The following is a 21,146-nucleotide window of genomic DNA, read 5'->3' on the forward strand; positions in this document are numbered from 1 at the left end:
TCACTTCCGGGGCGGCGCGGCGTCGAAGGACGGCGGGGCGTCCTCGCGGGCGCTGCCCCACTTCTCGTCGGCCTCGGTACCGAGGGTGAAGTCCACGGTCCCGCCACGGGCCACGAACTCCTCGCTCAGCCAGGGCCGTTCACTCGCCTTGCCGTTGACCCGGAGCGACTTGACGTACCGGGCCTGCTCGGAGGCGCCCTCGGCCCGTACGGTGATCGACCTGCCGTGGCCCCGGTCGATGGTCACCCACTCGAAGACCGGGCTGGCCAGGACCAGCTCGGAGCGGCCGGGCAGCTCGGGGTACATGCCCATGGAGGCCCAGACCGCCCAGGACGACATCTGGCCGAGGTCGTCGTTGCCGGTCAGTCCGTCGGGCGTCGGCTTGAACAGCTTCGTCAGCGCCCGGCGCACCACGTCCTGGGTCTTGTACGGCGCGCCCGCGTAGGCGTACGCCCAGGGGGTGCTGGCGGTGGGCTCGTTGCTGAGGTAGGCGGTGGCCTTGTCCGGTCCGCCGTTCAGCTCGGTGAAGAAGTCGTCCAGCCGGGAGTTGACCTTGGCGTCCCCGCCCATCCGGTCGAACAGCGCCCGGTGGTTGTAGGGCACCATCCAGGTGTAGTGCTCACCGTTGCCCTCGACGTACTCCTCGTTCTGCACCGGGGAGAACTCCGGCCAGGAGCCGTCGGCCTTGCGGGGCTGGAGGTAGCCGCTGTCCTCGTTGAACAGGTTCTTCCAGTTCTGGGCACGGCGGAGGAAGTCGCGGTGGGTGGTGTCCGCTCCGAGCCGCTCGGCGAACTGGGAGACCGCGAAGTCGGCGCTGGTGTACTCCAGGGTGGTGGAGGCCGACCCCCACACCCCCTCCTCGCCCGCCGGCACGTAGCCCAGCTCGTCGTACCGCTCGTGGGCGGGCCGCTCGTCACCGTTCGAGGCGCCGTCGACCATCAGCTCCAGGGCCCGCTGGGCGTCGAAGTCCCTGGCCCCGAAGGCGTGCACCCCGGAGATGATCACCGGCAGCGGGTCACCGACCATCACGCCGGTTCCCCCGTTGGCGACCGTCCAGCGGTCGAAGTAGCCGCCCTGCGCGGCCTGGTTGGTGGCCGACTGGGCGAGGTCCGAGGCCACCTCGGGTTCGATCAGGGCCACCAGCTGGACCTGGGAGCGGTAGACGTCCCAGCCGGAGAAGTTCGCGTACTGGGCGTGGCCCGGGCGGGCCCGGTGCACCTCGCCGTCGAAGCCCCGGTACTCACCGCCCGCGTCACTCAAGACGTTGGGGTGGATCAGCGAGTGGTACAGCGCGGTGTAGAAGCGCCGGCGGTCGGTGGCGCTGCCGCCACCGACGCTGATCCTGCCCAGTTTCTCGTTCCACTGGGCGCGGCTGCCGGCCCGCACCTGCTCGAAGCCCCGTCCGCCCTGCTCGACCTTCAGGTTGTCCTTGGCGTTGTCCAGGCTGACGAAGGAGATACCCACCCGGGCCTCGACCGAGCGGTCCCGCTCGGTGTCGAAGGACACCAGCGCCTGGGCCCCGGCCTCGGCGGCCTTGCCGGTCGCCTTCGGCTGGGTGGTGGGCGCCTTCCGGGTGTCCGCGCCCCGTTGGGCGCGGGCGGTCTTGGGCGAGGTGGCGGCCACGCCGTCGGAACTGCCGGTGATCTTCTTCCGGGAGGTGTTCACGGCGCCGTCCTCCACCACGCCGGACTCGGAGAAGTCCCGGTCGAAGGTGACGTGGAAGTAGACGCGGTACTTGTTGCCGGCGCCGCAGAAGCCTCCGCCGTCGGTGTACCCGGACAGCGAGTCGCTGCCGATCTCGATCTCCCCGCTGGCCTCGTTGAACGCCTTGGCCGCGTCCACGGTCAGGGAGGCCCGCTTCCCCTCGGGGTAGGTGAACCGCGCCATCCCCGACCGCTGGGTCGCCGTCAGCTGGGACCGCAGACCGTTGTCGAAGGTGACGTCGTAGGAGCCGGGGGCGGAGGACTCGTTGTCGTGGGAGAAGGTGGAGCTGTCCACGGGCTCGTCGCCGAGCACGGGCAGGAACGGGATGTTGCCGAAGTCCGAACAGCCGGGCCCGGACAGGTGGGTGAGGCTGAACCCCCGGATGCGGTTGTCGTCGTACTCGTAGCCACCGTGCTTGTGGTCGACGGTGTCGGGGCTCCACTGCACCATGCCGAAGGGGGCCACGGCACCGGGGAAGGTGTTGCCGGCGCCTCCGCCGTGGCCGAAGTCCGGGCCGCCGTCCTGGGTGCCGGTGAAGGTGTTGACGTACCGGGCGGGGTCGTGGACCTTCGGCGCCTCCTTCGGGGCGGCGACCGCCGGGAAGACGGTCGCGGGCACGGCCAGCGCGGTGGCCACGGCCACGGTGGTGACCGCGGGCGCGCGTAGGCGGCGCGCCGCGCGCCGGAGTCTGGTTCCGCTCATGGTGCTCCTCTCGGGTGCGGTGAGGACGCCCGGCGACGGCCATGGATAACGTTGTCCGATAACGTTGTCAGAGCGCCGGGCGAGGACCTCGGTACGGACAGTGGCGGTGCCAGCACTATGGCAGAAGCCCGGGCCGCGCAGAAGGGATCGGGTGAACTTCCTCCCGATCGCCGGCCGTTGGGGCCTGCCGCCCCGGACCCGGTCACCCGCTGCCGTACGCCTCGCCCACTCCCCCACCCCACAGCAGGCCCGCTACGTAAGGCCGTTGACCACCGCGACGCCCCCACGGGGCCGACCGGACCGGCCGGCCCCGTCCTCCCCGGGCCGTACCGCCCCGGGGAGTACCGCCACGACGCGACGGAACCGGCCTGGACGGCCTCCGCCCGACCGGCCACCCCCACCCGAGAACACCGAACACGACCGCCACCGGTCACCCGGACAACCACCCGACCGGCACCGGAGGCCCGGTGGTTCCCCCGGACCCGCGCACCGGTGAGGCACCCTGGCCAGTGGCCGCCCTCCCGGGGCGTCCGACCACCGCCTCCTGACGCGAAGGAAGCAGCCATGGCCCCCTCCCCGGTGTCCGCCCCCGGTCCGCGCCCTCCGGGTGGGTGGGCCCGCCCGTACGCCTCGGCCCGCGCCGGCGGGAGCCAGCGCGGACGCGCCGACGGCACGGTGGAGGTCGGCTGATGCGGGTCGCCCTGTTCGCCACCTGCGTCAACGACGCCCTGTACCCCTCGACCGCGATCGCCACGGTCCGGCTGCTGGAGCGGCTGGGGGTGACCGTGGACTTCCCCGCCGACCAGACCTGCTGTGGCCAGCCGCAGTACAACACCGGCTACCGGCGCCGGACCGAGCCCCTGGTCCGGCGGACCGGCCGGGCCTTCCAGGGCTACGACCACGTGGTGACCCCCTCCGGCTCCTGTGTGGCGATGGTGCGGGAGCAGTACCCCCGGCTGGCCGAGCGGGCCCAACGGGAGGGCCGGGGGCCGGAGTTGGCCGAGATCGCCCGCTCGCTGGCGCCCCGTACCGTGGAGCTGACCGAGTTCCTGGTGGACGTGCTGGGAGTGGTCGACGTCGGGGCCTACTACCCGCACACGGTCACCTACCACCCCTCCTGCCACGGACTGCGCACCCTGGGTCTGGGTGACCGCCCCCTTCGGCTGCTGCGGGCGGTACGGGGACTGGAGCTGGTCGAACTCCCCGGGGCCGAGGAGTGCTGTGGCTTCGGCGGCACCTTCGCGGTGAAGAACCCCGAGGTGTCCGCCGCCATGGGGGCGGACAAGGTGGACCACGCGCTGTCCACCGGGGCGCGGGTGCTCTGCGGGGCCGACAACTCGTGCCTGGCCCACCTCGACGGCGTACTGCGCCGACGGGGAGCGCCCCAACGTGCCGTACACCTGGCGGAGATCCTGGCCAGTACCGAGGAGGAGCCCCTGTCATGAACGGAACCTTCCTCGGGATGCCGGCCTTCCCCGACGCCGCACGGGACGCGGTGGCCGACCCCGTCCTGCGGGCCAACCTGCGGCACGCCACCCACACCATCCGGGAGAAGCGGGCCCGCGCGGTGGCCGAACTGGACGACTGGGAACGGCTGCGGGAGGCCGGCAGACGGATCAAGGACCGGGCCCTGCGCCAACTCGACCTCCACCTGGAGCGGTTGGAGCGGGAGGTGACGGCCGCCGGGGGCACCGTGCACTGGGCCGTGGACGCCGAGGAGGCCAACCGGATCGTGGTCGGCCTGATCCGGGACACCGGCGAGCGGGAGGCGGTCAAGGTCAAGTCCATGGCCACCCAGGAGATCGGCCTCAACGAGGCTCTGGAGGCCGAGGGCATCCGGGCCTACGAGACCGACCTGGCCGAACTGATCGTGCAGCTCGGCGAGGACCGCCCCTCGCACATCCTGGTGCCGGCCATCCACCGCAACCGGGGCGAGATCCGGGACATCTTCCGTGACCGGATGGGCCGTCTGGGGCGCCCCGCCCCCGAGGGGCTCACCGACGAGCCGGCCGACCTGGCCGAGGCGGCCCGGCTGCACCTGCGGGAGAAGTTCCTCCGGGCCAGGGTCGGCGTCTCCGGCGCCAACTTCCTGGTCGCCGAGACCGGTACCTGTGTGGTGGTGGAGTCCGAGGGCAACGGGAGGATGTGCCTGACCCTGCCGGAGACGCTGATCTCCGTCGTGGGCATCGAGAAGGTCGTGCCCACCTGGCGGGACCTGGAGGTGTTCCTCCAGACCCTCCCCCGCTCCTCGACGGCGGAGCGGATGAACCCCTACACCTCGATGTGGACCGGCACCACCGACCGGGACGGGCCCCGCGCCTTCCACCTGGTACTGCTGGACAACGGCCGCACCCGGGCCCTTGCCGACGAGGTCGGACGGCAGGCCCTGCGCTGCATCCGCTGCTCGGCCTGCCTCAACGTGTGCCCGGTGTACGAGCGGGCCGGCGGCCACGCCTACGGCTCCGTCTACCCCGGCCCCATCGGGGCGATCCTCACCCCCCAACTCCGGGGTACCGCGAGCGGGATCGACGCCTCCCTGCCGTACGCCTCCACCTTGTGCGGGGCCTGCTACGAGGTGTGCCCGGTGGCCATCGACATCCCCGAGGTACTGGTCCACCTCCGCGAACGGGTCGCCGACCAGGGCGGGCCCGGGCACCGCGCGGAACGGACGGCGGTACGCGCGGCCGGCTGGCTGCTGGACCACCCCCGGGCGCTGGCCACCGGGGAACGGCTCGCCTCGGCCAGCCGCGCCCTGCACCCGGACCGACCGCCCGGCACCGGGGCGTGGACCCGTGACCGCGAACTGCCCCAGGTGCCGGCCGAGTCGTTCCGGTCCTGGTGGAGGAGGAACCGTCCATGACCCAGCGCCCCACCAGCCGTGAGGTGGTGCTGGCCCGGATCCGTTCCGCGCTGGCCGGAGCGCCCGAGGCACCCGAGGTCCGCCGCGACTACCGCGACAGCCACGTCCCGGCCGCACCGGACACCCTGCTGGAGCTGCTCCACACCCACCTCGCCGACTACCGCGCGGTGGTCCACCGCACCCCGGAGGCCGAACTGCCCGCTCTGGTCGCCCGGCTCCTGCGGGACAAGCGCGCGCACCAGGTCGTCGTACCCCCCGGGCTGCCGCCCGCCTGGCTGGCCGAGGCCGAGGTACGGCAACTCGCCGACGTACCGGACCCGTTGACCCCAAAGCGGCTGGACGCGGCGGACGCGGTGGTGACCGGCTGCGCGGTGGCCGTGGCCGAGACCGGAACCCTGGTGCTGGACGGCGGCCCGGGGCAGGGGCGGCGGGCCCTGACCCTGGTGCCGGACCTGCACCTGTGCGTGGTGCGGGCCCCGGACCAGGTGGTGCCCTCGGTGCCGGCGGCCCTGCGCCGGCTGGACCCCCGACGGCCGCTGACCTGGATCTCCGGCCCCTCGGCCACCAGCGACATCGAACTGAGCCGGGTGGAGGGGGTACACGGACCGCGCGACCTCCAGGTGGTGCTGGTCGAGTCCGGTCGGCCGGGAACGTGACCGCCGGCGGTGGGGCCCGGGCCGGGTGCGGACCGGTCCGGGCCCCGGCCGGTCAGCGCGGCAGCTGACCGGGGTCGGTGCCCCACTCCTTGTTGGGGCGCTCGGCCAGGCGGTGGTCCAAGGTTCCGCCCGACCTGATCAGCCGGCCGCTGTCCCAGGAACGGTCGCTGGGGGTCCCGTTGACGCGCAGGGCGTCCACGTAGGGGCGCCGTTCGCCGGCTCCCGGCGCGCGCACCGTGATGTCCCGGCCGCCGGGGCGGTGGACGACGGCGTGCGGGAAGGCGGGGGCGGACAGCAACAGGGCGGGGCTGCCGGGCTGTTGGGGGAACAGCCCCAGGGAGGCGAAGACGTACCAGGCGGACATGGTGCCCAGGTCGTCGTTGCCGGGCAGGCCGCTCGGGCCGGTGCCGTACTGGGTGTCGGCGATCTGGCGCACCGTCTCCTGGGTCTTCCAGGGCTGGCCCAGCGCGTTGTACAGCCAGGGGATGTGGATGCCCGGCTCGTTGGTGGGGTCGTAGCGCAGCGGGTCGCCGCCGCCGACCGACCAGGAGCCGTCCGGGTTGTGGAAGAAGTCGTCCAGGCGCTGCGCGGCCTTCTCCCGCCCGCCCATCTTCCGGGCCAGCCCGGCCACGTCCTGCGGCACCATCCAGGTGTAGGTGGCGCTGGTGCCCTGGGCGAAGCCCAGGTCGGCGGCCGGGTCGAAGGGGGCGACCCAGGACCCGTCAGCGTTCCGGGCGCGGGCGTAGCCGCCCTGTTCGGTGGCCTTCGGGTCGTACACGTTCCGCCAGTACGTCGCCCGTTGGGCGAACCGCCGGGCGTCGGCGTCCCGTCCGAGCATCCGCGCCCAGTGGGACAGGGCGGAGTCGGCCACCGAGGCTTCCAGGGTCTCGGCCGCGCCGCCCCAGCAGTGGCAGTCGTCCTGGGGGGCGTACCGCTTGGCCAGGTACGCCTGGAGGTGGGGCCGCTGTCCCTCGCACTGTCCGGGGCAGCCGGCGTCGGAGAGTCCGTCGGGGTGCGGCACGGTGGCCTGCCGGGCCAGGGAGGCGAAGGCCCCGCGTACGTCGAAGTCGCGCACCCCCATCGCGTAGAAGGTGGCCAGGGTGGCGGCCGAGGGGTCGCCGGTCATCACGTGGGTGGGCCCGTTGATGTGCACCCAGCGGTCCCAGACGCCGCCGTTCTGCCGGGCGAAGTTGTACAGGGACTGGGCGAAGTCGCCGGCCACGTCCGGCCGTAGCAGGGCCAGCAGCTGCACCTGCGCGCGGTACTGGTCCCAGCCGGAGAAGTTGGTGTACTGCGCGCGCTGTCCACCCCGTACGCGGTGGGGCCGGCCGTCCATGCCCGGGTACCGGCCGTCGACGTCGGAGACCAGGTTGGGTTGCAGCAGCGAGTGGTAGAGCGCGGTGGTGAAGGCGGTACGTCGGGCCGGGGTGCCGCCCTCGGTCCGTATCCGCCCCAACTCCCGGTTCCAGGCCCGGGTTCCGGCCTGGGCCACCGTCTCCACGCCGGCCCCTCGGGGGATCTCGGCGCGGAGGTTGGCCTCCGCGCCGGCCTGGCTGACGTAGGAGATGCCCAGGCGCATGTGGACGGTGCGGTCCTCGCCGGTGTCGAAGCCGACGTAGCCTCCGCTCCCCTTGCCGGCCCGGTTCTCCCCGGTGTCGTAGCCCTCACCGCCGCCACCCCGGGTGGAGCCCGGGGAGAGGGTGTCGTCCTTCCAGGTACCGGTGCGGGAGAAGGGCCGGTCGAAGGTGGCGGTGAAGTACAGCCGGTAGTAGCTCTTGCGGTTGTTCTCCCCGCCGTTGGCGCGGCGACCACAGAAGGCCCCGGTGTGGACCCAGCCGCTGACCCTGCGCTGCGCCCGGTCGATCCGCACCCGGGCGTCCGCACTGCCGTTGAGGCTGTTGGAGACCCGGAACAGCAGGTTGGCCGGCTTGTCCTCGGGGAACGTGAAGTCGGCCACCCCGGAGCGGCGGGAGACCGCCAGGTCGCTGGTGACACCGGAGTCCAGGCCGAGGGTGTAGCGACCCGGGCGGGCGCGTTCGCGTTCGTGGCGGAAGTCGGAGGCGTACAGCTCGTCCTTGGTGTCGGCCGAGGGCGAGGAGGTCACCTCACGGGCCAGCGGCATGATCGGTACGTCCCCGGCGGCCCCGGGATGGCAGCCGGCGCCGTTGACGTGGGTGAGGCTCAGCCCCCGGATGCGCTGGGTGTCGTAGGAGTAGCCGTTGGCCGCCCCGGTGTCGGTCTGGTCGCCCTTGGTGCTGGTCGGCGACCAAGACAGCATCCCGTACGGCAGTACCGCGCCGGGGTAGGTGTTGCCCCCGTTCGCGGAGCCGATCAGGGGGTCGACCAGGTCGGCCGGGCTCGGACTCTCGGCCGCCTCCGCCGAGGGCGGCACCGGAGCGGTGGCCAGCAACAGGGCCAGGCCCGGGGCCAGACCCAGGACCAGGGCGCGGCGCAGCCGCCCGGGTCTGCCGGCGGGACGGTTCGGTTCGGTGGACATCAGGCACCCACTCCCTCGGGAGGTCCTCGGCGGTCAACGGTCATGGGTGTCGTGAAGGTCCCGGCCACCGCGACGACACGGACACCGTTGCCCGGGGCGCCCCCCTAGACAACGATGTCGGTCGGATTCTGCGCGGGGACACCCCACAGGGGCAACCCCCACGACACACACCTCACTGACCACATCAGCCGCCCCGGCTGTACGGTGTGCCACAACAGGACGTACGGCGGCGGAAGTTGACCCCTCGCGCCCGTTCACCCGGCGCTGGAGAAACCCTCCCGGGCGGGACCGTCCCGGCCGTACGGCACGGGAGCCGGCACCGGTGTTGGTGTCGGCGTCGGCTCAGTTGTGCTCCTCGTCGATGGTGACGGCGAGGCCCTTGTCCAGCTTGACCACGACCCGTACCCCGCCCTTCTTGGCAGCCGCTTCGAGTTGGGCTTCGGTGCAGGGCTTGGGCTCGCTTCCGGCCTCGCCGCAGATCCAGCCGGCGCCGTTGATGGTGGTGCTGGTGGTGCTGTGGAACGTGGTCTTGGCGCCGTCGCCGTTGGCGAGGGTGTACTTGCCGGGGGCCAGGTAGCCCAGCTCCCCGGAACGGGTGCCGCCGGGCTTGCCACCGTTACCGGAGTGGTCCTCCACCACGCTGACGGCGGTGCCGTTCTTCAGCTTCACCGTGGCGGAGACGCCCTTGCGGGCGGCGGCCTCCAGCTGCTTACCGGTGCACGGGGTGGCGGCCTGCCCCTCGGCGTCGCCGCAGATCTCGCCGGCGCCCTGGATGTTGGTGTCGCTGGAGGTGAAGAACGCCCGCTCGGTGTCCTTCGTGTCGGTGACCGTGTATTTGCCGGGGGCCAGGTAGGAGACGGTGCCGAACCAGGTACCGGTCACCCCCTTGTTCCCCGACCCCCGGTCGGTGCCGGTCTGCGGCTTGGTGCCGTCGCCGGCGTCGTCGGAGTCGCCGGACTTCTTCTCGGTGCCCGAGTCCGAGGTCGACGACTGGGAGTGGGACGACTTCTTCCCCCCGTCCGAGCCGCTCTGACAGGAGGTGAGCAGCGCGGTCGTCGCCATCAGGGCGGCGGCGGTGAGGACGGTGCTGCGGCGCTGGTGGTGAAGCATGGTGTCGTTCCCCCATGGTGTGCGGATGTGTGACGGCCCCTCAGCGCACCGTGCGGTACGCCTGGTTGATCTTGAGCCTGGACGATCCGAGGCGCCCGGGGGAAGGGCGGTGACGAGGTGGTGACACACCCATCGTGGCCGTGAGACGGGCGGGCACGACCCGGGCGCCGACTCCCCCGACCCGGGCGCGAACCGGGCGATCCACCACACGCGGGAGAGGTCCGCTCCACCGCGCGCCGTCGGCACGCCCCGGCTCACCCCCGTACGGGCCGGCCCTCCGGCAGCGGGTCACGGCGCCCGCGAACTTCTTGCGGGTGCCCACGCGCCCTCTTGTGGTTGCGCCCGGTGGGCAGCTTCCGACACTGCTGGCCCTTGCGACCGAGCGTCGTCGTGGCCGTCGTCGACGCCATCGGGAACCTTGCGCCATCGGACGCCGCACCTGCGTCACGGCGCCCGCCGGGGGCGTTGCCCCGCCCGCGCGGCCTACGCGGTCCGGTCCGGTGGGGTCGGGGATCCCCTTGGCTCGGCGCCACCCGCCACGTCAGCGGGGCAACGCCCCCTGGACCAGGTGCTGGTAGTAGCGGACCCCGGTGGGCAGGATGCCGTCGTTGAAGTCGTAGTCGTGGCTGTGCAGCGGGGTGCCCCCGGGCTCGCCCTGGAGGCCGTTGCCGATCGCGGTGAAGTTCGCCGGTACGTGGCGGGCGTACACCCCGAAGTCCTCGCTGGCCGTGATCGGCGGCGCCTCCGGGTCGCACCGGTCCTCGCCCACCGTGGCGCGGGCCGCGCGGACGGCCTCGGCGGTGGCCTCGGGGTGGTTGACCGTGGTGGCGAACTCCCGCGTGTAGGTGACCGTGGCGCTCGCGCCGTGCGCGCGGGCGGTGTGCTCGGCGATCTCCCGGACACGTCGTTCGAGCAGCCCGCTCACCGCCGGGTCGAAGGTGCGGGTGTCACCGGTGATGCGCACGGTTGTCGGGATGGCGTTGCGGGCGCCGTCCGTGGTGAGGTCCGTACAGGAGACGACGGCGGACTCCATCGGGTCGACGGAGCGCGCCACGATGGTCTGGAGCGCGAGGACGATCTGCGCGCCCACCACCAGCGGGTCGACGACGTGGTGCGGGGCGGAGGCGTGCCCGCCCCGGCCGGTCACCGTGATGGCGAAGTTGTCCTCCCCGGCCATGAAGGCGCCGGCCCGGGTGGCCAGGTGCCCGGCGGGGAGCCCTGGGACGTTGTGCAGCCCGTAGACGGCGTCCATGGGGAACCGGTCGAACAGTCCGTCCGCGATCATGGCCGCCGCGCCCCGGCCCGGTTCCTCGGCCGGTTGGAACAGCAGCCGCACGGTCCCGTCGAAGCCGCCGTCACGGGCGAGTACGGCCGCCGCCCCGAGCACCATCGTCATGTGACCGTCGTGGCCACAGGCGTGCATCCTGCCCTCGTGGTGGGAGGCGTAGGGCAGCCCGGTGGCCTCCTGGAGCGGCAGCCCGTCCATGTCCGCCCGCAGGCCGACGGACCGGCCCGACCCGCCCCGGGTGAGGCTGCCGACCACTCCGGTCCCCCCGACGCCCGTGGTCACGTCGACACCCAGCGAGCGCAGGGTGTCGGCGACGAACTCCGCCGTACGGTGCTCCGTGAACGCCGTCTCGGCGATCTGGTGCAGCCGGTGGCGCCAGGAGGTCAGGGGTACGGCGGTCGGTCCCGTCTCCGCCGTGTCCGTCTGGTGTTCCGTCGTCATTCCGTCCCCTTCGGATTCGCGGCCCGGCCCTCCGTGCTGAGCAGCACCACGACAGACTCCCCGGTGAGGCCCAGCGGCACGCCCCGCTCGTGGTCGGCGAGGACCGTACGCAGGGCCGCGAGAGTGGCCGCCCCGCAGGGGCCGGAGTCCACGCCGAGGTCGACCAGTTCCGTGACCGCGTTCAGGGCCTGGGGGTCGGTGACCGTGACGGACGCGTCGACCCCGTCCCGGAGCGTGGGCCAGGCGATCTCGGAGACGGTGCCGCAGTTCAGCCCCGTCATCACGGTGTCACCGGTGTCGACCGGCACGACCTTCCCCGCGTGCAGGGCCGTCGTCACCGACGGGGCGGCGGCCGGCTCGGCCACCAGCAGCGCGGGGGCGTGTACGCCGGAGCGGTAGTGGTGGACGACCGCGTGGGCCAGCGACCCGACTCCGGCCGGCACCACCAACAGGTCCAGCCGGTCGGTACCGGTCGCGGCGAGCTGCTCGTCAATCTCCCGCACGAGGGTGGCGTACCCGTCCACGATCCACTGCGGCACGTTCTCGTACCCCTGCCAGGAGGTGTCCTGGATCAGCAGCGCGTCCCCGCCCGCCCGCCTGTCGGCGTGGGCGACCACGGCGTCGTAGGGCAGGTCCAGTTCCACCAGTTCCGCGCCCTCGGAGGCGATCGCCGCCTTGGCGGGGGCGGAGACGCCCGGGGGTACGTAGATCGTCGCGGCCAGTCCCAGCAGACCGGCGACGTGGGCGACGGCGCAACCGTGGTTGCCGTCGGTGGCCGCGACCAGGGACAGCCCCTCGACGGTGCGAAGCCGGTCGCGCAGCACCTCCAGCGGCAGCGCCTCGTCGACGCCGAGGCGGGCGGAGAGCGCGCGGGCGATGGCGTAGGAGGCGCCGAGGATCTTGAACGCCGGCAGTCCGAGTCGCCGCGACTCGTCCTTGACCAGCACCATCCCGACCCCGAGCCTCTCGGCGAGGGCGGGCAGGGAGGTGAGCGGGGTCGGGGCGTAGCCCGGCAGCGAGCGGTGGAATCCGACCGGGGACTCCTTCAGTGGCTCGGTCCGCCAGGCTCGTGCGGCCGGGTTGAAGTACGGCGCGAGGGTGGGGGTGGTCATGCGTCACTCGTTTCGTCGGCCAGCCGCAGCAGGGTGTTCGCGAGCACCGTGACGCCGGCCGCGCAGTCCTCGGGGGTGGAGAACTCGCGCGGGTTGTGGCTGATGCCGTCGTACTGACCCCGCACGAACACCATCGCCGTCGGGGTGATCGCCGCCATCTCCTGTGCGTCATGGCCGGCGCCCGACATCAGCCGCATGGTCTCGTGCCCGAGGTCCGACGCCACCTCGGTGATCGTCTTCTGGATGCGCTCATCGAACGGTACCTGCCGGGTCCGCGCCATCCTCCGGGTCTCCACCCGTAGCCCCGGCGCCGGCTGCGCCTGGGGCAGGCCCTCCAGGAACGCGGCCAGGTCCGCCTCCGCGGCGGCCATGTGCGCGTCGTCGGGGTTCCGCAGGTCCACGGTCAGCTCGGCCCGCTCCGGCACCACGCTGGGAAGCCCCGGCGAGGTCACCAGGTGCCCGACGGTGGCGCGCAGCCTGCCGTACCGGCCGGAGTCGACCATCTCCCGGACCCGCACCACGAGTTGCGCCGCCGCGAGGCCGGGGTCCACCCGTAGTTCGGTCGGCGTGGTCCCGGCGTGCGCGGCCCGGCCGTACAGGGTGACCTTCTGCCAGGAGATCGCCTGCACTCCGGTGACCACGCCGAGGGCCAGCCCCTGACGCAGCAGCACCGGCCCCTGCTCGATGTGGCACTCCACGTAGGCGTGCGGGGGCTCCAGGCGCACCGGCCTCTCGCCCCGGAAGCCGATGCGGGCCAGTTCGTCGCCGAACGCCAGCCCCGAGGAGTCGGTCAGCTCGTACGCCTGGTCCAGGGTCAGCCGGCCCACGGCGACGGCGGAGCCGAGCATGTCCGTACCGAAGCGGACGCCCTCCTCCTCGGTCCACGCGATGATCACCAGGGGACGCCGGGTGGTGAGGCCGCGCTCGTCGAGCGAGCGGACGACCTCCAGGGCGCCGAGCACGCCGAGGCATCCGTCGAAGGCCCCCGCCGTGCCGACCGAGTCGATGTGGGAACCGGCCATGACCGGGGCCAGTGCCGGGTCCTCTCCCTCGCGGCGGCCGAAGATGTTGCCGATCTCGTCGACGGTGACCTCCAGGCCGGCCCGCTCCATCCACCGGACCAGCAGTCGTCGGCCCTCGGCGTCCTCGTCGGTCAGCGACTGCCGGTTCACCCCGACCAGACCGGTCGTCTGGTCGGTGTACGCCCCGATCCTCGCCAGGTCGGTCAACGAGGCCCACAGCCGGTCCCCGTCGATGGCGAGCCGGCGGGAAGCAGCCGTGGTCGCGGACGAAGTGGTCATGGTGTCCTCCCCTGTCGAGACGGCCCCGACCTGGTGGCGGAGTCGCTGAGCGGTGCTGTCCCCGAGGCTACGAACGCGTGACTCGATGAGCGATAGCATCATTCCGACGGGTACCAGTGAGGAAAACTGATGATTCGGGCCCGGGTGGGGAGGCCGCGTGTACGACCTGCACCGGCTCCGGCTGCTCCGGGAACTCAGCCATCGCGGCACCCTCGCCGCCGTCGCCGAGGCCCTGGGCTACAGCCCCTCGGCCATCTCCCACCAGCTGAGCATCCTGGAACGGGAAACCGGTGTGCCGCTGCTGGAACCAGCGGGGCGCGGCGTACGCCTCACCCCCGCCGCCACCGGGCTGGTCGCCCACACCGAGGCGATCATGCGGGAACTGGAACGCGCCGAAGCCGACATCGCGGCCAGCCGCAGCCAGGTCACCGGCACGGTCCGGGTGGCCACCTTCCAGACCGCGGCCCACACCCTGGTCCTGGACGCCATCGACCGGCTCGCCGACCCACACCCACAGCTGACCGTGACCTTCGCCCACCTCAACGCCGAGGCCGCCGTCCCGGCGCTGCTGGCCCGGGACTTCGACCTCGTCCTGTCCGAGGACTACCCGGGCCTCCCGTCCGCGCCCCACCCCGGCGTGACCACCCGTACGCTCACGACCGACCCGCTCCTGCTCGCGGTCCCCGCGCGGTGGTCCGCCCGGGAACTAGCCGAACTCGCCGACGTCCCCTGGGTCATGGAGCACCCCGGCACCGCCGCCCGCACCTGGTCCACCTCGGCCTGCCGCACCGCCGGCTTCGAACCCCGCGTCCGGTACGAGACCGCCGACCTCCACCTCCACGCGGCGATCGTCGCCAGGGGGCGTACCGCCGCGTTCCTCCCCCGGCTCGGCCACGACCCCACCCCGGGCATCCGCCTCGTCCCGACCGGACACGCCCGCACCATCACCCTGTCCATCCGCGCCGGCAGCGGCGACAACCCCGCCGTCACCGCCTTCCAGAACGCCGTCACGGCTGTCTGACCCCGCGTTCGGGTCTTCCGGCCGGGGCCCCAACTCGCCGGCCCGGCAGGGGACTTGCGGGGAAGGGATCGTCAGCGGTGGTGACGCCAGAACAGGACGACCTCAGCGCCCCCGAGGAGTCGGCGCGGTGCCCGCGCTGACGAGCTTCCTCCATCTCCGATGCCGATACGGAAACATGACGCGAGCGAAGAGTCGGACCGGAATCCCTTTCACCCCGTCCTCGATGTCGATCTCGTCGACATAGCGGCACCGGTTCTCCCCGGTGGGCACGAAAGTGAGGTGGTGGTTCCACCTCTGGACGGGCCCGCCCCCTTCCTCGGTGGATATCTCCCTGTCCTGCCACCGCACGAGCTTCAGGTGGTGCCGCCAGGAGGGGACGATTCCGAACCACCACAGACGGCCGCTCACCTTTGCACCCGGTACCAGGCGGTCCGGGATGTCCAGACGGTAGATCCGAAGGACAGGCCAGACCACGTAGAGGAAGGTCTCCGGTTTACCCGCCAACGCGCAGGCGGCCTCCGCCGAGATCGGAAGTTCGCAACCGAACCTGAGCCTGGCCATTCTTCGCGGTCACCTTTCCGGGTCTGGCGTCCGTACGGGGGGGGGAGGATCCTTCGGGGTCACTCTGCACCTGGTCCCCTTCCGAGGTCGATTCACCTGCGGGAGTCTTTTTCGCCCCTCTCCGCGCCCTCATGGTCGACGACCCGTGCCGGAGAGCGGGACTCCGCCAGGCGACGCACTCGCCCCCGAGGTGTGAGGTTCCGCCGTTCTTCAGTGGCGTTGTCGTCGGGCACGGCCGGTAGGGCGTCCTCCCTCCCACCGCCGCAGGTCGTCTCGGCGCCCGGGGCCAGCCGCCGGTTGGGGCGTGTCCCTGGAGAAGCGAGTGCGGTCAGGTGCGGTGCGCGCGGAACGTCGGAGGCCATGGCGCCCACCCCTCCCCCAAGATGCCGTGTCGACAGGTCGACCTCGCCACCGCCGCGCGGGAGGGCCGAGCCCTGACGGTGAAGGGCGCCCCGAACCAAGCCGTAGCGACGAAGAGTTGGGGGGCGAAACCGCCGCCTCGCCCCCCACCCCACACTGGGTGGGCCGCTCAAAGCCCACCCCACCGCCCACCTCCTGGTGCCCACGCATGACAACCAGTCGGTGGTCGTCCGACCCTCCCCCACCCCGCGAAGCGGGTACCGGAACGGCGGAGTGCTGGACCTCCAGCGTTCCGGTGGAGAGAGCCGGACCCCTTCAGGCTATGCGCGTCGATAATCATTTTCAATAGCTGCGCCAGCGGAGGCGCGCACCCCAAGACCCGGAACGGGCCGCCGACTTCGGGTTGCCCTTCGCCCTCACCGTGACTTAGGTTGCCCTTAGTTGGTGGCGGTAACTTAGCTTGCTGGGAGAACACGGGTGGCACGTATCGGTGGCCGACCTCGTCAGATCGAACCCGAGGACATCGTCCGGGTCGGACGGGAGTTGGGGCTGCGCAACCTGAGCATGAACGCCGTGGCGGCACGCCTGGGGGTGTCGTCCACGGCGCTGTACCGCCACGTCGACGGACGGTGGGGACTGGAGCGGCTGGTGGGCGAGAGCCTGCTGGCCGAACTCGACCTCCAGGACGACCCGGACGACGGCCCGGTCCCCCATCTGCTGTCCACCGCGTTGCAGTTGCGGTCCTTCATGCTGCGGCACCCTGGCCTGACCTGGTACGTACAGACCCTGTTCCCCCGAGGCGAGGGAGGCCGGCGACTGCTGGCCACCGCGGCCGACTCACTGGTGCGACGGGGGTACTCCACGGAGGCCGGCATCGTGCTCTCGGCCGCCGTGGCGTCGGTGGCCATCGGATACGCGGCGACCGAGGAGACCCAACGCGAGCGGGCCGACGAACTCGACGCGCAGCGCCGGGGCGTGGAGGAGGCGCTCCTGGCGGACGCCCGCCTCGGTGAGGCGCACCGCGCCCTGCCGGAGATCGGCCCGGACGAGTACGTCCGGCTGTGGTTGGGGGCCGCGATCCGTGGCTTCGTACAGGCCGCTCCCCCCGGACGACCCGTGGACGAGATCAGGGCGGCGCTGCGTGTCGCCGGAGAGGGACAGTGATGGCCAAACGGGGTTTCAACGGGGTGATCATGCGCGCCTACGGCGCGCGTGACCACGAGGCGACGGTCATCGGAACGGAGCTGCTCGCCCCGCACTTCCTGCGGATACGCATGTCCTCCCCCACCCTGCTCCAGGACGTGGTGGTCGCTCCGGCGGCCCATCTGCGGTTCTGGATGCCGGACCCGGACGATCCCGAGATCGAGCACCAGCGGGGTTACACCCTCGCCCAGGCGGACCCCGCCACCGGGGAGTTCGCGGTGGACTTCGTCCTCCACGACCCGGCCGGCCCGGCCTCCACCTGGGCGCGGCGGGCGGAACCGGGAACGACCGTACGGATCACCTCGCTGGGTTCCACCCGGTTCGACCTCCGGCCCGAGCCGCCCGCCGGGTACCTGCTGATCGGTGACGCGGCCTCCGTACCGGCGATCAACGGCATCCTCGACGTACTGCCGCCGGAGGTGCCGGTGGAGCTGTACCTGGAGGAGCACCGGGAGACCGACCGTCTCATCCCGCTCGTCGACCACCCCCGGGCGGCCGTCCACTGGGTGCCGCGCCGGGGCGAGACCTCACTCGCCGCCGCGCTCCCCTCCCGGGACTGGTCGGACTGGTACGTCTGGGTCACACCGGAGTCCGGCTCGCTCAAGCACCTGCGCACCCGCCTGCGCGACGAGTTCGGCTTCCCCCGGAGCGAGATGCACGCGCAGGCGTACTGGTACTACGGGCGGGCCTTCGGTTCCAACCGCCGCAAGGCCGTCGAGGAACCGGTGCCCGCCCGGGAACCGGCGGAAGCGACCCCGGCCACCCCGGCGGAGACCGCCCCGACGGCCACGTCGGACCCGCCCGCACCCGAGCCACGTCAGGGCACCTGGCGTGCCCGGGCCGGTGGCCGGCTCCTCAGCCCTCTGAAACCCACGCTGGTCGCCGCCGGCATCGCCCAGGCGCTGGTCACCCTCGTCCAACTCGCGCCCTTCGTCCTGATGGTGGAGCTGGCCCGTCGGCTCGCGTCGGGGCAGGACACGGACCGGCTGTGGGCGTTGGGGGCGTGGGCCGTCGGACTGATGGGCGCCGGGGTACTGCTGGCGACCGCCCTACTGCTGTGGCTGCACTGGGTCGACGCCCGGTTCGCCCGGGACCTGCGCCACCGGCTGCTGGCCAAACTCGCCCGCCTGCCGCTGGGTTGGTTCGACAGCCGGGGCTCGGGCCAGGTCAAGCAGACCGTGCAGGACGACACCCTGGCGCTGCACTACCTCGTCACCCACGCGGTACCGGACGCGGTCGCGGCGGTGGTCGCACCGGTCGCGGTACTGGTCTACCTGTTCGCCATCGACTGGCGGATCGCCCTGCTGCTGCTCCTGCCCGTGCTGGTCTACGTGGTGGCCATGGCGATCATGGTCGTACAGTCCGGCCCCCGCACCACCGAGGCGCTGCGCTGGGCGGAGCGTATGAACGTCGAGGCCGGCTCCTACCTGGAGGGGCAGCCGGTCATCCGCGTGTTCGGCGGGGCGGCGGCCTCCTCCTTCCGTACCCGCCTCGGCGAGTACATCAGCTTCCTCGACACCTGGCAGCGGCCCCTCAGCGGGCAGAAGACCTTCATCGACCTGGCCACCCGGCCCGCGACCTTCCTGCTGCTCATCTGCGCGCTGGGCACCCCGCTGATCACCACCGGACGCATGGACCCGGTCTCCCTGCTGCCCTTCCTGCTGCTGGGCACGACCTTCGGCGCCCGCCTGCTGGGCATCGGCTACGGGCTGTCCGGGCTGCGCGGTGGACTCCTCGCCGCCCGTCGGCTCCAGGTGACCCTGGACGAGCCCGAGTTGGAGACGGCCGCGAGCCAGCCGGCCACCACTCCCAGCCCGGCGGGCCGAGTCGAGTTCGACCGGGTGGGCTTCGCCTACCGCCACGGGGTTCCCGTGCTGGAGGACATCACCCTGACGCTCGAACCCGGCACCGTGACGGCACTGGTCGGTCCCTCCGGTTCGGGCAAGTCCACCCTGGCCGCGCTGCTGGCCCGCTTCCACGACGTCACCGACGGCGCGATCAGGATCGGCGGACGGGACGTACGGGAACTGACCGCCGACGAGCTGTACTCCCGGGTCGGGTTCGTGTTCCAGCAGACACAGCTCATCCACGGCACGGTGCGGGAGAACATCGCGCTGGCCGTTCCCGACGCCGGCGACGAGCGGGTCCACACCGCCGCCCGCGCGGCGCGGATCCACGACCGGATCACGCGGATGCCCCAGGGCTACGACACCGTCCTCGGCCCGGACGCCGCCCTCTCCGGCGGGGAACGGCAGCGGCTCACCATCGCCCGGGCGATCCTCGCGGACACCCCGATACTGGTCCTCGACGAGGCCACGGCCTTCGCCGACCCCGAGTCGGAGTACCTGGTCCAGCGGGCGTTGAACGAGCTGACGGCCGGGCGCACCGTACTGGTCATCGCGCACCGCCTGCACACCGTCACCGGCGTCGACCGGATCGTGGTGCTCGACCACGGGCGGATCGCGGAGACCGGCACCCACGCCCAACTGCTCGACCGGGACGGCCGGTACCGCCAACTCTGGGACGCCGCCACGGCGGGCGTCGACACGACGGGAGCCCACCGATGATCCGCACCCTGCTGTCCCTGCTGCCCGCCGGCAGCCGCCGGGCGATCGCCGTCCACCTGGCGCTGACCTCCCTGGGGGTGGTGCTGCGCGCGGTCGGCTCGGTACTCCTCATCCCCCTGGTCTCCGCGCTGTTCGGTGACGAACCGGGCGAGGCCTGGCCCTGGTTGGGGGCGCTGGCCCTGGTCACGCTCGCGGGCTGGGCGGTCGACTCGGCGGCGGCCCGGCGCGGCTTCGCCCTCGGGTTCGGGCTGCTGGACACCGGCCAGCGCACGGTCGCGGACCGCCTGGCCACGATCCGCCCGACCTGGTTCACCGCCGAGAACACCGCGACCAGTCGGCAGGCCGTCGCGGCCACCGGCCCCGACCTCGTCGGACTGGTCATCTACCTGGTCACCCCGCTCCTCGGCGGAGTGCTGCTGCCCGTGGCGATCGCGGTGGCGCTGCTGCCGGTGTCCTGGCAGCTCGGGCTCGCGGCGCTGGCCGGCGTCCCCGTACTCCTCGCGGCGTTCTGGGCCTCCGGCCGCCTGGGGCGCGACGCCGACCGGGCAGCCGAGGAGGCCAACAGCGCGCTGACCGAACGCGTCATGGAGTTCGCCCGTACCCAGCAGGCGCTGCGGGCGGCTCGCCGTGTCGAGCCGGCCCGCAGTCACGCCGGGGCCGCCCTGGCCTCCCAACACGGCGCGTCCACCCGGCTGTTGCTGCTCCAGGTTCCCGGTCAGGTGATCTTCGGCCTGGCCAGCCAGCTCGCCCTGCTCCTGCTGGCGGGCACCACGGTCGCCCTCCACGTGAACGGCACGCTGACCGCCCCCGAGGCGATCGCCCTGATCGTGGTCATCGTCCGCTACCTCGAACCGTTCACCACGGTCGCGGAACTGTCACCGGGGGTCGAGTCCAGCCTCGGTACGCTGCGCCGCATCCGCCAGGTGCTGGAGGCGCCCACCACCGGTGCCGGTGACCGCCACGTCGAGCCGTCCGCCGCCCCGGGCATCGCACTGCGGAACGTCACCTTCGGCTACGACGAGGCGGAGCCGGTGCTGGCCGACCTCGACCTGGTCCTCGAACCTGGTACCACCACCGCGATCGTCGGCCCGTCCGGCTCCGGCAAGAGCACCGTCCTCACCCTCGTCGCGGGCCTGCACCAGCCCGCCACCGGCGCCGTGCTCATCGACGGGGTGGACAGCGCCACCCTCGCCCCCCGGTCCCGACGCGACCTGGTCAGCGTCGTCTTCCAGGACCCGTACCTGTTCGACGGCACCATCCGGGACAACGTCCTGGCCGGCGACCCCACCGCCGACGAGGAGGCGGTGGAACTGGCCGCGCGCCTGGCCCGCGTCGACGCCCTGGTCGACCGCCTGCCCGACGGGTGGGCGACCCGGGTCGGCGAGGCCGGCACCACGCTCTCGGGCGGCGAACGCCAACGGGTCTCCATCGCCCGGGCGCTCCTGAAGTCCGCGCCGGTACTGCTGATCGACGAGGCGACCAGCGCCCTGGACTCGGAGAACGAGGCCGCCGTCACGGCCGCCCTGACCACCGACCCGACCCCTCGTACCCGGGTGATCGTCGCGCACCGCCTCAGCAGCATCCGGGTCGCGGACCGGGTGGTCTTCCTGGAGGACGGCCGCGTGGTCGAGGACGGCACGGTCGACGAACTGCTCGCCGCCGGCGGCCGGTTCGCCGACTTCTGGAGGCGTCAGGACAGCGCCGGCGGCTGGCGTCTCGCCGACCGGGCAGCGCCGTCGGCGCCGTCGGCGCCCTGAGGGGGC

General features: G+C 72.7%; 14 protein-coding genes. 7 read left to right on the forward strand and 7 right to left on the reverse strand.

The features are described 5' to 3' along the window. Nucleotides 1-2,406 carry a GH92 family glycosyl hydrolase gene (locus tag ABZT14_RS14975; RefSeq protein WP_356301667.1) on the reverse strand — a complete coding sequence of 802 codons (2,406 nt, stop codon included), beginning with the start codon at nt 2,404-2,406 and terminating at the stop codon, nt 1-3. Nucleotides 2,407-3,095: 689 nt separating this feature from the next. Here ABZT14_RS14975 and ABZT14_RS14980 point away from each other — a divergent pair. Genes ABZT14_RS14980 through ABZT14_RS14990 form a run of 3 tightly spaced genes read left to right on the forward strand, consistent with a single transcriptional unit; the run spans nt 3,096 to nt 5,922 of the window. Beyond that, a complete protein-coding gene (locus tag ABZT14_RS14980; RefSeq protein ID WP_356301670.1) occupies nt 3,096-3,851 on the forward strand; it encodes a (Fe-S)-binding protein in 756 nt (251 codons plus the stop codon). After that, nucleotides 3,848-5,266: a lactate utilization protein B gene (locus ABZT14_RS14985; RefSeq protein WP_356301673.1), complete on the forward strand. Its 1,419-nt coding sequence runs from the start codon at nt 3,848-3,850 to the stop codon at nt 5,264-5,266. The genes ABZT14_RS14980 and ABZT14_RS14985 overlap by 4 nt, the downstream gene beginning before the upstream one ends. Further along, on the forward strand, nt 5,263-5,922 hold the full coding sequence (locus ABZT14_RS14990; protein WP_356301675.1) for a lactate utilization protein C: 660 nt from the start codon (nt 5,263-5,265) through the stop codon (nt 5,920-5,922). The genes ABZT14_RS14985 and ABZT14_RS14990 overlap by 4 nt, the downstream gene beginning before the upstream one ends. A gap of 52 nt (nt 5,923-5,974) precedes the next feature. On the opposite strand, the gene ABZT14_RS14995 is transcribed toward ABZT14_RS14990, so the two are convergent. The 5 genes from ABZT14_RS14995 to ABZT14_RS15015 form a co-directional block, all read right to left on the reverse strand. After that, nucleotides 5,975-8,419 carry a GH92 family glycosyl hydrolase gene (locus tag ABZT14_RS14995; protein WP_356301677.1) on the reverse strand — a complete coding sequence of 815 codons (2,445 nt, stop codon included), beginning with the start codon at nt 8,417-8,419 and terminating at the stop codon, nt 5,975-5,977. Nucleotides 8,420-8,761: 342 nt separating this feature from the next. After that, entirely contained in the window at nt 8,762-9,529 is a 768-nt protein-coding gene (locus ABZT14_RS15000; RefSeq protein ID WP_356301680.1) for a hypothetical protein, read from the reverse strand. Between the two features lie 541 nt (nt 9,530-10,070). After that, nucleotides 10,071-11,258, reverse strand: coding sequence for an amidohydrolase (locus ABZT14_RS15005; RefSeq protein ID WP_356301683.1), 1,188 nt, complete (start codon nt 11,256-11,258; stop codon nt 10,071-10,073). Then, nucleotides 11,255-12,370: a diaminopropionate ammonia-lyase gene (locus ABZT14_RS15010; RefSeq protein WP_356301686.1), complete on the reverse strand. Its 1,116-nt coding sequence runs from the start codon at nt 12,368-12,370 to the stop codon at nt 11,255-11,257. Before ABZT14_RS15010 ends, ABZT14_RS15005 begins: the two co-directional genes overlap by 4 nt. Then, on the reverse strand, nt 12,367-13,671 hold the full coding sequence (locus ABZT14_RS15015) for a Zn-dependent hydrolase (protein WP_356301689.1): 1,305 nt from the start codon (nt 13,669-13,671) through the stop codon (nt 12,367-12,369). The genes ABZT14_RS15010 and ABZT14_RS15015 overlap by 4 nt, the downstream gene beginning before the upstream one ends. Before the next feature lie 157 nt (nt 13,672-13,828). Here ABZT14_RS15015 and ABZT14_RS15020 point away from each other — a divergent pair, with 157 nt between their 5' ends. Next, on the forward strand, nt 13,829-14,692 hold the full coding sequence (locus tag ABZT14_RS15020) for a LysR family transcriptional regulator (protein WP_356301692.1): 864 nt from the start codon (nt 13,829-13,831) through the stop codon (nt 14,690-14,692). A gap of 102 nt (nt 14,693-14,794) precedes the next feature. Here the strand turns inward: ABZT14_RS15020 and ABZT14_RS15025 are convergent, their stop codons facing one another. After that, nucleotides 14,795-15,253 carry a hypothetical protein gene (locus ABZT14_RS15025; protein WP_356301694.1) on the reverse strand — a complete coding sequence of 153 codons (459 nt, stop codon included), beginning with the start codon at nt 15,251-15,253 and terminating at the stop codon, nt 14,795-14,797. An 837-nt stretch (nt 15,254-16,090) separates the two neighbouring features. On the opposite strand from ABZT14_RS15025, the gene ABZT14_RS15030 reads away from it, so the two are divergent. The 3 genes from ABZT14_RS15030 to ABZT14_RS15040 are packed head-to-tail and all read left to right on the forward strand — an operon-like array spanning nt 16,091 to nt 21,140. After that, the gene (locus tag ABZT14_RS15030) at nt 16,091-16,777 is read left to right on the forward strand and encodes a hypothetical protein (RefSeq protein WP_356301697.1); all 687 of its coding nucleotides are present in this window, start codon (nt 16,091-16,093) and stop codon (nt 16,775-16,777) included. After that, the gene (locus ABZT14_RS15035) at nt 16,777-19,383 is read left to right on the forward strand and encodes an ATP-binding cassette domain-containing protein (protein ID WP_356301701.1); all 2,607 of its coding nucleotides are present in this window, start codon (nt 16,777-16,779) and stop codon (nt 19,381-19,383) included. Before ABZT14_RS15030 ends, ABZT14_RS15035 begins: the two co-directional genes overlap by 1 nt. After that, nucleotides 19,380-21,140 (forward strand): ABC transporter ATP-binding protein, encoded by a 1,761-nt coding sequence (locus tag ABZT14_RS15040; protein WP_356301704.1) that lies wholly within the window; start codon nt 19,380-19,382, stop codon nt 21,138-21,140. Before ABZT14_RS15035 ends, ABZT14_RS15040 begins: the two co-directional genes overlap by 4 nt. Nucleotides 21,141-21,146 lie beyond the last annotated feature (6 nt).

The organism is Streptomyces sp. NPDC005438, from assembly GCF_040606315.1.
GTDB lineage: Bacteria > Actinomycetota > Actinomycetes > Streptomycetales > Streptomycetaceae > Streptomyces.

Coding starts and splice junctions, on each gene's coding strand:
- ABZT14_RS14975 (WP_356301667.1), bottom strand. CDS start 2,406: ATGAGCGGAACCAGACTCCGGCGCGCGGCGCGCCGCCTACGCGCGCCC.
- ABZT14_RS14980 (WP_356301670.1), top strand. CDS start 3,096: ATGCGGGTCGCCCTGTTCGCCACCTGCGTCAACGACGCCCTGTACCCC.
- ABZT14_RS14985 (WP_356301673.1), top strand. CDS start 3,848: ATGAACGGAACCTTCCTCGGGATGCCGGCCTTCCCCGACGCCGCACGG.
- ABZT14_RS14990 (WP_356301675.1), top strand. CDS start 5,263: ATGACCCAGCGCCCCACCAGCCGTGAGGTGGTGCTGGCCCGGATCCGT.
- ABZT14_RS14995 (WP_356301677.1), bottom strand. CDS start 8,419: ATGTCCACCGAACCGAACCGTCCCGCCGGCAGACCCGGGCGGCTGCGC.
- ABZT14_RS15000 (WP_356301680.1), bottom strand. CDS start 9,529: ATGCTTCACCACCAGCGCCGCAGCACCGTCCTCACCGCCGCCGCCCTG.
- ABZT14_RS15005 (WP_356301683.1), bottom strand. CDS start 11,258: ATGACGACGGAACACCAGACGGACACGGCGGAGACGGGACCGACCGCC.
- ABZT14_RS15010 (WP_356301686.1), bottom strand. CDS start 12,370: ATGACCACCCCCACCCTCGCGCCGTACTTCAACCCGGCCGCACGAGCC.
- ABZT14_RS15015 (WP_356301689.1), bottom strand. CDS start 13,671: ATGACCACTTCGTCCGCGACCACGGCTGCTTCCCGCCGGCTCGCCATC.
- ABZT14_RS15025 (WP_356301694.1), bottom strand. CDS start 15,253: ATGGCCAGGCTCAGGTTCGGTTGCGAACTTCCGATCTCGGCGGAGGCC.
- ABZT14_RS15035 (WP_356301701.1), top strand. CDS start 16,777: ATGGCCAAACGGGGTTTCAACGGGGTGATCATGCGCGCCTACGGCGCG.
- ABZT14_RS15040 (WP_356301704.1), top strand. CDS start 19,380: ATGATCCGCACCCTGCTGTCCCTGCTGCCCGCCGGCAGCCGCCGGGCG.